Below are 12,874 nucleotides of genomic sequence, written 5' to 3'. Positions count from 1 at the left end.
CGCCTGGTCACTGCATAGGAGTCTTGCTGGCTGCTCTTGATGGCGGGCTCACCCATACCGCGCTACGCAGGCGCCGCGGATCGGCCGCACAGGCCCACCTTCACCACATCCCTGAAGCCCTGCCTGTCCGCGCCGCCGCGTACAGGTGCAGATCCGGCGCAGGCATCGGACAATAGTCCCGTTACGCGCAGGCCCGGCCTGCGCCGCCGGCACTTCATCGATCCCCTGCAAGGAACCCCCATGGCTGCACGCAAGGCAAACCCTCCCGTCATCGAAGTCCAGGCCCGTCCGGGTCAGCCGCTGGGCATGCCGGTGGAGCGCTTCCTGCGCACCTACTGGCACAAGCACCCACTGCTGATCCGCAATGCGTTCGCGGACTTCGTCTCGCCGCTGCAGCCGGAAGACCTGGCCGGGCTGGCCTGCGAGGATGGCGTGCTGGCGCGGCTGATCAGCCACGACCGCGCCACCGATGGCTGGGACGTGCGCACCGGCCCGTTCCAGGAAACCGACTTCCCCGGCCTGCCCGACCATGACTGGACCTTGCTGGTGCAGGACGTGGATAAATGGGACGCCGATGTGCGCGGCCTGCTGGAGCAGTTCCGTTTCCTGCCGCGCTGGCGCATCGACGACATCATGATCAGCTTCGCCGCCACCGGCGGTTCGGTCGGCGCGCATGTCGACCACTACGACGTGTTCCTGCTGCAGGGCCAGGGCCACCGCCGCTGGCAGATCGACGCACGTGCCTCGCAGGGCCGCAAGCCCACGCCGCAGGCATTCCGCGACGATGTCGACCTCAAGCTGTTGCGCGACTTCAAGCCCACCCACGATTGGGTGCTGGGCCCGGGCGACATGCTGTACCTGCCGCCGCTGATCCCGCACCACGGCGTGGCCGAAGATCCTTGCCTGACCTTCTCCATCGGCACCCGCGCGCCCTCTTCGGCCGAGCTGATCGGCGATTATCTGGACACCCTGATCGCAGATGCCGACGAAGCGGTGCGCTATCACGACGAAGACCTGAAGGTACCGGCCGACCCGTACGAGATCGACGTCACTGCGATGAACCGCGTGGTCGCCGCGCTCAATGCCCTGCGCATGAACGACCCCGATCGCCTGGGCGACTGGTTCGGCCGCTTCATGACCACCTACCGCGCCTCCGGCGACGTGGTGCCGGCACCCGAGCCGATTCCGCGCGAGGCAGTGGAACAGGCACTGGACGAAGGCGTGGTGCTGTATCGCCACCCGTGGTCGCGGCTGGCCTGGCGGCGGGCCAAGCGCGGCGCCACCCTGTTCTGCAGCGGACTGGAATTCGCGCTGTCGGCCAAGGACGCCGCTCGCCTGGCGGCAGCCGAAGCCATCGATGGCACGCTCTACGGGCAGCTGTCGGCGCGCGGTCGCGAGGTGGTGCTGGAGCTGCTGGCCCAGGGCCATTACCAGCGCGCCCATGACGACACGCACGAGGACATTGAGGACATCGACGACGCACAGGCAGCTGCGCTGGGCGTGTCGGCCGATCACGACGACGCAGATGACGATGCCGATAGCGTGGAAGCCGACGACGCCATCGACCACGACGCGGATGTGGAAGAGGTCGCCGACGATGCGGACACCCCGGAGGAGCGCGTCGATGCGGCCGAAGCGGCCCTCGGCGAGGGCCAGGACGAGGACGGCGAAGATGTCTCCGACAGCGACGAAGACGAAGGCAGCTCTCCGCGCACATGAGCCCGCACGGCAGGCCACGGATCGTTTCGCTGGACCCTGCCACCGACGCCGCCGCCCTGCGTGCGCTGCGCCGGGCCTGGGGCAGCGCGGCTCCGTGCGGTCCGGTCGAAACCGAGTGGGACGCGCTGGACCCGCTCAGCCTGCACCTGGCCGCGCGGACCGAGGAGGGCCAACTGGTCGCCTCGGTCCGGCTGACCCCGGACCGGCGCATCGACCGGCTCGGCCTAGTGCCGGACTGGCGCCGCCGCGGCCTGTCCGACCAACTGCTCGCCGCCGCCGTGGGCAGCGCCGCCCAGCGTGGCTGGCCCCGCCTGCAGGCCCGCGTCACGGCAGGCGCCCAGGCGGTTTTCGCACGCCAGGGCTTTCTTCCCGACGGCCCTGCAGACCTGCCACCCGACCGCAGTGTCGACATCGGCGATGCACCCGGCACCCCGGTCCATCGCCGGCTCGACGGCCCGATGGCGGTGGATACCCTCGGCGCCGCCCTGGCCGCCACCACCGGCTTGCTGTGCAGCGCACGTCGGCAGGTGCTGATCTATACCCGCGCCCTGGATCCACCGCTGTTCGACAACGCGGCGGTGCTGGACGCATTGCGCCGCTTCGCCACCGCCCGCCACGACAAGCGGGTGCAGGTGCTGGTGCAGGACACCGCCAGCGCCACTGCCAGCAGCAGCGCCATGCTGCGCCTGGCGCAACGCCTGCCCAGCGTGTTCCGGTTCCGCGCGGTCAGCGATCCGGTCGATACCAGCTATGCGTCGGCCTACGTGGTGGGCGACGACGCCTACTACTTTCGTCCAACAGGTCATCGCTACGACGACGGCGAAACCTGGCTGTCCGGCGCGGCCCGCAGCCGCCAGCTGGAGCGCGAATTCGCGCAGATATGGGAGCGCAGCGCACTTTGGAACGAACCGCGTGCACTTGGCATCTGATGCCGCAGGGCCCCTCGCACGTAGGCGCGCACGCAAGTGGTCTACCCCGCCGGTCAGCTCGCAGACGCCCCCTCACAAGCGCAAGGGGGTATAATTTTTCAAGATTTGAGACCGACCGACAAGGCATCTTGCCCTGCCGCTTCCGCACAATCATCCCCACAGCAGACCCGACTTACCATCGTGGATAATCTCCTAAAGCAGTTCGCGCAGTCATCGCAGCTCGCCGGCGGCAACGCCGCCTACATCGAGGATCTGTACGAGCAGTACCTCGTCGCCCCGGACAGTGTCGATCCGAAGTGGAAGAGCTACTTCGATGGCTTCGAAGGTCGCAATGCCGGTGATGTCCCGCACTCGGCGGCCATCGCCCATATCCTCACTGCCTCCAAACAAGCAGCCAACGCCGGGACCGGTGCGGGCGCCAGTGACGAACGCGAGCGCAACGTCGGCCGCTTGATCACTGCCTACCGCGCGCGTGGCCATCTGGGCGCGCAGCTGGACCCGCTCGGCCTGACCCCGCCGGTCAATCCGCCCGATCTGGACCTGCCGTTCCACAGCCTCTCGCAGGCGGATCTGGACAGCGAGTTCAGCACCGGCGGCGTCGGCGGCCAGCCGCGGATGAAGCTGAAGGACCTGCTGGTGCGCCTGAAGGCGACCTATGCCAGCACCATCGGCGCCGAATTCATGCATATCCAGGAATTCGACCAGCGCCAGTGGATCTACAAGCGCCTGGAAGATGCCGGCGGCAAGATCGCCGGCGATGCGGCCAGCCGCAAGCGCACCCTGGAGCGGCTCACCGCCGCCGAAGGCCTGGAGCGCTACCTGCACACCAAGTATGTCGGCCAGAAGCGCTTCTCGCTGGAAGGCGGCGATTCGCTGATCCCGATGATGGACGAGATCATTCGCCAGTCCGGCAACGATCAGGTCAAGGACATCGTGATCGGCATGGCCCACCGCGGCCGCCTCAACGTGCTGGTCAATACGCTGGGCAAGAACCCGCGCAAGCTGTTCGACGAATTCGAAGGCAAGTTCGAGCATGCCCATGACGACCGCGCGCACACCGGCGACGTCAAGTACCACATGGGTTTCTCGGCCGACATCGCCGTTGGCACCGACAAGCAGGTGCATCTGGCGCTGGCGTTCAACCCCTCGCACCTGGAAATCGTCGACCCGGTCGTGGTCGGCAGCGTGCGCTCGCGTCAGGAACGCTTCGGCGATGCCGAACGCAAGACCGTGCTACCGATCCTGATCCACGGCGATGCCGCCTTCGCCGGCCAGGGCGTGGTGATGGAGCTGTTCCAGATGTCGCAGGCGCGCGGTTTCGCGGTCGGCGGCACCGTGCACATCGTGGTCAACAACCAGATCGGTTTCACCACCAGCACCCGCGACGATGCCCGCTCCACGCTGTACTGCACCGACGTGGCCAAGATGATCGGCGCGCCGGTCTTCCACGTGAACGGCGACGACCCGGACGCGGTGATGTTCGTGTCCAAGCTGGCCTACGAATTCCGCCAGCAGTTCAAGAAGGACGTGGTCATCGACCTGGTCTGCTACCGCCGTTGGGGCCATAACGAAGCCGACGAACCGGCAGCGACCCAGCCGGTGATGTACCAGACCATCCGCAAGCACAAGACCACCCGCGAGCTGTATGCCGCCAAGCTGGAAAGCGACGGCGTGCTGAGCGCCGACGAGGCCAAGGCGCTGGTGGACGGCTACCGCAACAAGCTGGATTCAGGCGAATACACCACGGAACTGGCCAAGCGCAAGCCGGACGAATTCGCCATCGACTGGTCCAAGTATCTGGTCGGCACCGCCGCTGACCCGGTCGACACGCGCGTCAAGCGCGACCAGCTGGACCGTCTGGCCAAGCTGATCACCACCATTCCCGAGGGCGTGGAGCTGCATGCCCGCGTGGCGAAGATCTACGAAGATCGCGTCAAGATGGCCGCTGGCGACCAGCTCGGCGACTGGGGCTTCGCCGAGAACCTGGCCTACGCCACGCTGCTGGCCGAAGGCCACAAGCTGCGCCTGGTCGGCCAGGACGCCGGCCGCGGCACGTTCTTCCATCGTCATGCGATCCTGCATGATCAGAAGACCGACAACTATTACCTGCCGCTGCGCCAGCTGGTGCAGAACCCCGAAGACGCCACCGTCATCGACTCGCTGCTGAGCGAAGAAGCGGTGATGGGCTTCGAATACGGTTACTCGACAACCGACCCGAATGCGCTGTGCATCTGGGAAGCGCAGTTCGGCGACTTCGCCAACGGCGCGCAGGTGGTGATCGACCAGTTCATCGCCGCCGGCGAAGCCAAGTGGGGCCGCATCGCGGGCCTGTCGCTGTTCCTGCCGCACGGGTACGAAGGGCAAGGCCCGGAGCACAGCTCCGCACGCCTGGAGCGCTTCCTGCAGCTGTGCGCGCTGGAGAACATGCTGGTGTGCGTGCCGACCACCCCGGCGCAGTGCTTCCACATGATCCGCCGCCAGATGCGCATGACCACCCGCAAGCCGCTGGTGGTGATGACGCCCAAGTCGCTGTTGCGCCACAAGCTGGCGGTGTCGAGTCTGGAAGAACTGGCCGAGGGCGAGTTCCAGCACCTGATTCCCGACGCCAAGGCCGACGCCGGCAAGGTCAAGCGCGTGGTGCTGTGCTCGGGCAAGGTCTATTACGACCTGCTCGAAGACCAGACCAAGCGTGGCCAGGACGACGTTGCGATCCTGCGCGTGGAGCAGCTGTATCCGTTCCCGCGTGCGCAGCTGGCCGCCGAACTCAAGGCCTATGCCAACGCCACTGACGTGGTGTGGTGCCAGGAAGAACCGCAGAACCAGGGTGCGTGGTACCAGATCCGCCACCATCTGAACTTCTGCCTGGCAAGCGGTCAGAGCCTGCATTACGCCGGCCGTGCCCGTTCGCCCTCGCCTGCCGCCGGCCACATGGCCGACCACATCGCCGAACAGCAGAAGCTGGTTGCCGATGCGCTACTCAACCCGTTCAACGACCAAGTCGCTGAATAACTCCTCTTCCCCAAAGAACGAAAACCCTAGGACGCTCCCCGAATGGCCACCGAAGTCAAAGTTCCGGTACTGCCCGAATCCGTTTCCGACGCCACCATCGCCAGCTGGCACAAGAAGGCCGGTGAAGCGGTCAAGCGCGACGAGAATCTGGTCGACCTGGAAACCGACAAGGTCGTGTTGGAAGTTCCTTCGCCGGTCGACGGCGTGCTGAAGGAAATCAAGTTCGAAGCCGGCAGCACGGTCACCAGCAACCAGATCCTGGCGATCATTGAAGAAGGCGCGGTTGCCGCTGCCGCGCCGGCTGAAGAGAAGAAGGCCGACGCACCGGCGCCGGCCGCTGCTGCACCGGCCGCCGCTCCGGCACCGGCTCCCGCCGCTGCACCGGCACCTGCGTCCAAGTCCGCTGCCGATGCACTGCCTCCGGGCGCGCGTTTCTCCGCGATCACCCAGGGCGTGGATCCGGCGCAGGTCGAAGGCACCGGCCGCCGCGGCGCGGTGACCAAGGAAGACATCGTCAACTTCGCCAAGGCCGGTGGCGTGGGCAAGGCCTCGGGCGCCCGTCCGGAAGAGCGCGTGGCGATGACCCGCGTGCGCAAGACCATCGCCAAGCGCCTGATGGAGTCCAAGAACTCCACCGCGATGCTGACCACCTTCAACGAAGTGAACCTGGCCAAGGTGTCGGCCGCGCGCAAGGAACTGCAGGACGAGTTCCAGAAGGCGCACGGCATCAAGCTCGGCTTCATGAGCTTCTTCGTCAAGGCCGCCGCCAACGCGCTGCAGCGCTTCCCGCTGGTCAACGCCTCGATCGACGGCGACGACATCATCTATCACGGCTACAGCGACATCTCGATCGCGGTGTCGACCGACAAGGGCCTTGTCACGCCGGTGCTGCGTAATGTCGAGCGCCAGTCGTTCGCCGACGTCGAACAGGACATTGCCGACTACGCCGCCAAGGCGCGCGCCGGCAAGCTGGGCCTGGACGACCTGCAGGGCGGCACGTTCACCATCACCAACGGCGGCACCTTCGGCTCGCTGCTGTCCACCCCGATCATCAACCCGCCGCAGAGCGCCATCCTGGGCATGCACGCGATCAAGGAGCGCCCGATCGCCGAGAACGGCCAGGTCGTGATCGCCCCGATGATGTATCTGGCACTGTCCTACGACCACCGCATCATCGACGGCAAGGACTCGGTGCAGTTCCTGGTCGACATCAAGAATCAGCTGGAAAACCCGGGCCGGATGTTGTTCGGCCTGTAAGCGCCGGGAATCGGGAATGGAGAGTCGGGAATGGGACAAGCGCCCCCTCGATTGCTCCATTCCCGCCTGGACCTGGATGGGACACGACAGGCGCACGCATGCGCTGTTGCGATTCCCCATTCCCTATTCCCCATTCCCGTGAGCAAATGAAATGAGCGAACAATTCGACGTCGTCGTCATCGGTGCTGGCCCGGCCGGCTATCACGCGGCGATTCGCGCGGCCCAGCTGGGCATGAAGGTCGCCTGCATCGACGCCGCACTCGGCAAGGACGGCAAGCCGGCGCTGGGCGGTACCTGTCTGCGCGTGGGCTGCATTCCATCCAAGGCGCTGCTGGATTCCTCGCGCCAGTTCTGGAACATGGGTCACCTGTTCGGCGACCACGGCATCAGCTTCAACGACGCCAAGATGGACGTGCCCACCATGATCGGCCGCAAGGACAAGATCGTGAAGCAGTTCACCGGCGGCATCGCGATGCTGTTCAAGGCGAACAAGATCACCCCGTACTACGGCTTCGGCCAGCTGCTGCCGGGCAACATCGTCAAGGTCGCCCAGCACGAAGGCGGCGAAATCGAACTCAAGGGCACCAACGTGATCCTTGCGGCCGGCTCGGAATCGATCGAGCTGCCGTTCGCCAAGTTCGACGGCGACACCATCGTCGACAACGTCGGCGGCCTGGACTTCACCGCCGTGCCCAAGCGCCTGGCCGTGATCGGCGCCGGCGTGATCGGCCTGGAGCTGGGCAGCGTGTGGAAGCGCCTGGGCGCCGAGGTCACCATCCTCGAAGCGTTGCCGGACTTCCTGGCGCTGGCCGATGCCGAAGTGGCCAAGACCGCGCTGAAGGAATTCAAGAAGCAGGGCCTGGACATCAAGCTGGGCGCCAAGGTCAGCAAGACCGAGATCACCGGCAGCGGCGATGCCAAGCAGGTGGTGCTCAGCTACACCGACAGCGCCGGCGAGCAGACCCTGACCGTGGACAAGCTGCTGGTGGCCGTGGGCCGCAAGGCCGCCACCAAGAACCTGCTGGCCGACGGCACCGGCGTCAAGGTGACCGACCGCGGCCAGATCGAGGTCGATGGCCATTGCCATACCGGCGTCGACGGCGTGTGGGCCATCGGCGACTGCGTGCGCGGGCCGATGCTGGCGCACAAGGGCTTCGAGGAAGGCATCGCGGTCGCCGAGCTGATCGCCGGCCTGCCCGGCCACGTCAACTTCGACACCATTCCGTGGGTCATCTATACCGAGCCGGAGATTGCCTGGGTCGGCAAGACCGAGCAGCAGTTGAAGGCCGAAGGCGTCGCCTACAAGGCCGGCAGCTTCCCGTTCGCGGCGATCGGCCGTGCCGTGGCCATGGGCGAGCCGGCCGGCTTCGTCAAGGTCATCGCCGATGCCGAAACCGACCGCGTGCTGGGCATGCATTTGGTGGGCGTGGGCGTCTCCGAGCTGGTGCACGAAGGCGTGCTGACGATGGAATTCAACGGCTCGGCCGATGACCTGGCACGCATCTGCCACGCGCATCCGACCCTGTCCGAAGCGATCCACGACGCCGCCATGGCCGTGAGCAAGCGCGCGATTCATAAGGCGAATTAAGCCGGGAATCGGGAGTGGGGAATCGGGAATGGTTAAGAGCGTTCCCATCGCCTCGCTCTTCATGCTGACGCCGGACCTAGGTCCGGCGTCATGCGTTCCGGCTTTCGTTTCTGCTTTTACCCATTCCCAATTTCCTACTCCCGATTCCCATCCCATGAAAAGCATCTGCGTCTATTGCGGCTCCAATGCCGGCAACAAACCCGCCTATGTCGAACGCGCCACTGCGCTGGGCCAGCGTATTGCTGCACAGGGCCTGCGTCTGGTCTACGGTGGCGGCAATGTCGGCTTGATGGGCACGGTGGCCAATGCGGTACTGGCTGCCGGCGGCGAAGTGACTGGCGTCATTCCACAGCAGCTGGCCGATTGGGAAGTGGCGCACCGCGGGCTGACCACGCTGGAAATCGTCGGCTCCATGCACGAGCGCAAGATGCGCATGTTCGAACTCTCCGATGCCTTCGTTGCCCTGCCCGGCGGCTTCGGCACCATGGAAGAGATCTTCGAAATGCTGACCTGGCGCCAGCTCGGCATCGGCAACAAGCCCTGCGCCTTCCTGGATATCGAAAATTTCTACGCGCCGCTGATCGGCATGATCGATCGCATGGTGGAAGAGCGCTTCCTGCATCCGGATCAGCGCACAGACCTGTGGTACGGCAGCGACATCGCGCAGATGCTGGAATGGATGCAGCATTACACGCCGGCCCAGGCCTCGAAGTGGATCGACGAGAAGCGCCGCTCCACGCTGGTGTAATCAAGATCTCCCGGCCTCGCGCGGCCTCGCGTGCGCCGCTTCCTACGAGCGCGCGCATACGCCGCCAGCAGACGCATGATGCATCCGCCCGAACACACGCCAGGCGCGATGTCGGTAACCACTATCCGACGCACCGCAACGGTGCGTCGCCCAAGACACACCTCGTCCCGATTGCCCCGGCCTGCCAGCTTGCAACGGCAGTCACGCTGACTGCCGCAACCGGCATCGTTGCCTCGCATAGAATGACGGCGATGCTCGATACCCTTGCCGCTGACGCGCACCACAGCCTGGACATCAAGCACAGTCGCTTTCTGGCCCACGCCGGTGTACTGGACTCTTCCGCGCAGGCGCTGGAGATCGTGCAGCGCGTGTCGGCGCCCGATGCGACCCACAACTGCTGGGCCTACCGTTTCGGTCAGGAGTACCGCTCCAGCGATGATGGCGAGCCCAGCGGGACGGCGGGCAGGCCGATCCTGGCGGCGATCGATGGCCAGGGCTTTGATCGCGTCGTGGTGGTGGTCACCCGTTGGTACGGCGGCATCAAGCTCGGTGCCGGCGGGTTGGTGCGCGCCTATGGCGGCACTGCGGCCGAGTGCCTGCGGCTGGCGACGCGGCGGCCATTGATCGCGCTGACGCTGCTGGATCTGCACTGTCGGTTCGACGACCTGGGGCTGGTGCATGCCGCCTTGGTCGCCTTCCACGCCGACAAGTTGGACGAGCGTTTCGATGCTGATGGCGCGGCATTGCGCGTGCAAGTGCCTGCAGATCAGCTTGCAGGCTTGAAAACCCGTTTGTGCGACGCCACTCGCAACCGTGTCCACCTCTCAACACCGGAAGCCGCATGAATCAGCCAGCCGCCGCCAGGCCCAATCCATTGCGGAAGCTTGGCAGCCTGCGCACCCTGTGGCCGTTCGTGCAGCGCCAGCGCGGGTTGTTCGCCGCATGGCTGATCGCGCTGGCGATTTCCTCGGCGGCCACGCTGAGCCTGCCGGCCGCGGTCAAGCGCATGATCGACCATGGCTTCTCCGGCGGGGCGCAGATCAACCAGGCATTCGCCCTGCTGTTCGCGGTTGCGGTGGTACTGGCACTGGCCACGGCGGCGCGGTTCTACTTCGTCTCGCTGCTGGGCGAAAAGGTCGTCGCCGACCTGCGTGGCCGCCTGTATGCGCATCTGATCGGGCTCGACGCCGGCTTTCACGACCGTAGCCGCAGCGGCGAACTGGTGTCGCGGCTGTCGGCCGACAGCGAACTGCTGCGTGGCTTGATCGGCACCACCATGTCGGTGGCATTGCGCAGCTCGGTGACGGTCATCGGCAGCATGGTGATGCTGTTCGTTACCAGCCCCCGCCTGGCCGGCTTCACCCTGATCGGCATCCCGCTGGCGGTGCTGCCGATCGTGTTGGGCGCGCGCCGGCTGCAGAAGATCTCGCGCGCCAGCCAGGACCGCGTGGCCGATGCCAATACACTGGCCGCCGAAACCCTGGGCGCGGTGCGCACGGTGCAGGCGCATGCGCGCGAGCAGTACGAAAGCCAGCGTTTCAGCCAGGCGCTGTTGTCCGCCATCGACACGGCACGGCTGCGGGTACGCACCCAGGCAGGCGTCACCGCGGTGGCGATCATGCTGATCTTCGGCGCCATCGTCAGCGTGCTGTGGCTGGGCGCGCACGACGTGGTGTCCGGCCGCATGACTCCAGGCACGCTGGGCCAGTTCGTGCTGTATGCCCTGATCGGCGGCGGCTCGGTCGGCGCATTGGCCGAGGTCTGGAACGAGCTGCAGCGCGCAGCCGGCGGCATGGGCCGCGTTGGCGAACTGCTCGACGAACAGCCGGCGATCGTGGCACCGGCCACACCCACGCCGTTGCCGCAGCCGCTGCATGGCGCGATCCATTTCGACCAGGTGGTGTTCCATTACCCGCAGCGTCCCGATGCGCCGGCACTGGATCGCTTCGACCTGCATGTCCGCCCCGGCGAGACCGTGGCTCTGGTCGGCCCCTCCGGCGCCGGCAAGAGCACGGTGCTGTCGATGCTGCTGCGCTTCCATGACCCGGTGAGTGGCCGCGTGCGCATCGACGAGGTGGACCTGCGCGACACCGACCCGGTGCGCTTGCGCGAACACATTGCGCTGGTGCCGCAGCAACCCACGCTGTTCGCCGCAAGTGCCGCCGACAACATCCGCTACGGCCGGCTGCAGGCCAGCGACGCGGAGGTGGAAGCCGCCGCAGCGGCTGCCGAAGCCGATGTCTTCATCCGGGCGCTGCCGCAGGGCTACGCCAGCGAACTGGGCGAGCGCGGCACGCGCCTGTCCGGCGGCCAACAACAACGTGTGGCGATTGCGCGCGCCTTGCTCAAGGACGCGCCCATCCTGCTGCTGGACGAGGCCACCAGCGCACTGGATGCGCAGAGCGAGCGCGCCGTGCAGCAAGCGCTGGACCGGCTCATGCAGGGCCGCACCACCCTGGTCATCGCGCATCGCCTGGCTACCGTGCTCAAGGCCGACCGCATCGTGGTCATGGATGCCGGCCGCATCGTCGCGCAGGGCACACACGCACAGCTGATCGCCGAAGGCGGCCTGTATGCGGAACTGGCACGGCTGCAGTTCATCGATCAATGACCGCTGGATGAGGCCCACACCCGCTGCCCTGTTTCGTATGGCGGCCCGACGCGGGCGGCGTGCCCCGCTCCACCCAACGCACTGAGCTCGCCATGGCCCGCCCCAGAACCACCATCCGCCAGCTCAGCTATTTCGTTGCACTGGCCGACACCGGCAGCTTCACCCGCGCAGCCGAGCAGATGGGCGTCTCACAGCCGTCGCTGTCGCAACAGATCCGCGCGCTGGAGACCATCATCGGCGCGCCGCTGTTCGAACGTGGCGTGCCGGCGATCCTGACCCCGCTGGGACGCGACCTGCGCGACCGCGCGCGCAGCATCCTGCTGGACGTGGCCGACCTGGAAGACGTGCGCGCCACCTCGGCCGATACCCTGATCGGCACCATCCGGCTCGGCGTCTCGCCAACGCTGGGCGCCTATCTGATGCCCAGCCTGGTGGCGCGCCTGCACCGCGAACATCCGGCGCTGCGCGTGCACGTGCGCGAAGGCCTGCCGACCATGCTCGCCAGCGACCTGGCCAATGGCGTACACGATCTGATCCTGGCGCAGTTGCCGGTGGCCGGCCGCAGCCTGCACAGCGAGCGCCTGTTTCGCGAGCCATTGCACGTGACCATGGCCGCCGATCACCCGCTGCGCAGCAAGCGCCACATCACCCCCGCCGATCTGCGCGGCGCCAACCTGCTCACGCTGATGCCGGAATATCGCCTGGCCGAACAAGTGGCCGCGATTGCGATGGATGTCGGCGCGCATGTGCTGCGCGATTACGAAGGCACGAGTCTGGATGCGATCCGGCAGATGGCCGGCATGGGCATGGGCCTGGCGCTGCTGCCGGACCTGTACGTGCGCCAGGAAATCCGCGAAGGCGACGATGTGGTGGTGCGCCCGATCAAGGGCGGCCGCTATTACCGCGACATCGGCCTGCTCTGGCGCCAGGGCGCCGGACGTGCACCAGCGTTCGGTTTGATCGCCGAGTTGCTGCGCGCCGCAGCCGCATAGGAAAATCCTATACAACGAATA

At 66.5% G+C, this 12,874-nt stretch carries 9 protein-coding genes; all 9 read left to right on the top strand.

Translation table 11 applies throughout. The annotated features are described in order from the left end of the window. Window positions 1–240: 240 nt before the first annotated feature. The 9 genes from A7D17_RS09765 (at window position 241) to A7D17_RS09725 (ending at window position 12,853) form a co-directional block, all read left to right on the top strand. The gene (locus tag A7D17_RS09765) at window positions 241–1,719 is read left to right on the top strand and encodes a ribosomal protein uL16 3-hydroxylase (protein WP_064508897.1); all 1,479 of its coding nucleotides are present in this window, start codon (window positions 241–243) and stop codon (window positions 1,717–1,719) included. Further along, window positions 1,716–2,648 carry a GNAT family N-acetyltransferase gene (locus tag A7D17_RS09760; RefSeq protein WP_064508896.1) on the top strand — a complete coding sequence of 311 codons (933 nt, stop codon included), beginning with the start codon at window positions 1,716–1,718 and terminating at the stop codon, window positions 2,646–2,648. Before A7D17_RS09765 ends, A7D17_RS09760 begins: the two co-directional genes overlap by 4 nt. Before the next feature lie 180 nt (window positions 2,649–2,828). Beyond that, window positions 2,829–5,657: a 2-oxoglutarate dehydrogenase E1 component gene (locus tag A7D17_RS09755; protein WP_064508895.1), complete on the top strand. Its 2,829-nt coding sequence runs from the start codon at window positions 2,829–2,831 to the stop codon at window positions 5,655–5,657. Between the two features lie 42 nt (window positions 5,658–5,699). After that, complete coding sequence (gene sucB, locus A7D17_RS09750) at window positions 5,700–6,914, top strand: dihydrolipoyllysine-residue succinyltransferase (protein ID WP_064508894.1); 1,215 nt, start codon at window positions 5,700–5,702, stop codon at window positions 6,912–6,914. Window positions 6,915–7,065: 151 nt separating this feature from the next. Further along, complete coding sequence (lpdA, locus tag A7D17_RS09745; protein ID WP_064508893.1) at window positions 7,066–8,502, top strand: dihydrolipoyl dehydrogenase; 1,437 nt, start codon at window positions 7,066–7,068, stop codon at window positions 8,500–8,502. 154 nt (window positions 8,503–8,656) lie between these two features. After that, window positions 8,657–9,250: an LOG family protein gene (locus tag A7D17_RS09740; protein WP_064508892.1), complete on the top strand. Its 594-nt coding sequence runs from the start codon at window positions 8,657–8,659 to the stop codon at window positions 9,248–9,250. Window positions 9,251–9,492: 242 nt separating this feature from the next. Beyond that, window positions 9,493–10,095 carry an IMPACT family protein gene (locus A7D17_RS09735; protein WP_064508891.1) on the top strand — a complete coding sequence of 201 codons (603 nt, stop codon included), beginning with the start codon at window positions 9,493–9,495 and terminating at the stop codon, window positions 10,093–10,095. Then, window positions 10,092–11,861 carry an ABC transporter transmembrane domain-containing protein gene (locus A7D17_RS09730; protein WP_064508890.1) on the top strand — a complete coding sequence of 590 codons (1,770 nt, stop codon included), beginning with the start codon at window positions 10,092–10,094 and terminating at the stop codon, window positions 11,859–11,861. The genes A7D17_RS09735 and A7D17_RS09730 overlap by 4 nt, the downstream gene beginning before the upstream one ends. A gap of 92 nt (window positions 11,862–11,953) precedes the next feature. Then, a complete protein-coding gene (locus tag A7D17_RS09725; RefSeq protein WP_064508889.1) occupies window positions 11,954–12,853 on the top strand; it encodes a hydrogen peroxide-inducible genes activator in 900 nt (299 codons plus the stop codon). Window positions 12,854–12,874: the final 21 nt, after the last annotated feature.

The organism is Xanthomonas floridensis (assembly GCF_001642575.1).
Taxonomy (GTDB): Bacteria; Pseudomonadota; Gammaproteobacteria; order Xanthomonadales; family Xanthomonadaceae; genus Xanthomonas; species Xanthomonas floridensis.
Note: the sequence above shows the minus strand (reverse complement) of the source record. Positions and strands in the feature narration are given on the sequence as shown.

Coding starts and splice junctions, on each gene's coding strand:
- A7D17_RS09765 (WP_064508897.1), top strand. CDS start 241: ATGGCTGCACGCAAGGCAAACCCTCCCGTCATCGAAGTCCAGGCCCGT.
- A7D17_RS09760 (WP_064508896.1), top strand. CDS start 1,716: ATGAGCCCGCACGGCAGGCCACGGATCGTTTCGCTGGACCCTGCCACC.
- sucB (WP_064508894.1), top strand. CDS start 5,700: ATGGCCACCGAAGTCAAAGTTCCGGTACTGCCCGAATCCGTTTCCGAC.
- lpdA (WP_064508893.1), top strand. CDS start 7,066: ATGAGCGAACAATTCGACGTCGTCGTCATCGGTGCTGGCCCGGCCGGC.
- A7D17_RS09740 (WP_064508892.1), top strand. CDS start 8,657: ATGAAAAGCATCTGCGTCTATTGCGGCTCCAATGCCGGCAACAAACCC.
- A7D17_RS09735 (WP_064508891.1), top strand. CDS start 9,493: ATGACGGCGATGCTCGATACCCTTGCCGCTGACGCGCACCACAGCCTG.
- A7D17_RS09730 (WP_064508890.1), top strand. CDS start 10,092: ATGAATCAGCCAGCCGCCGCCAGGCCCAATCCATTGCGGAAGCTTGGC.
- A7D17_RS09725 (WP_064508889.1), top strand. CDS start 11,954: ATGGCCCGCCCCAGAACCACCATCCGCCAGCTCAGCTATTTCGTTGCA.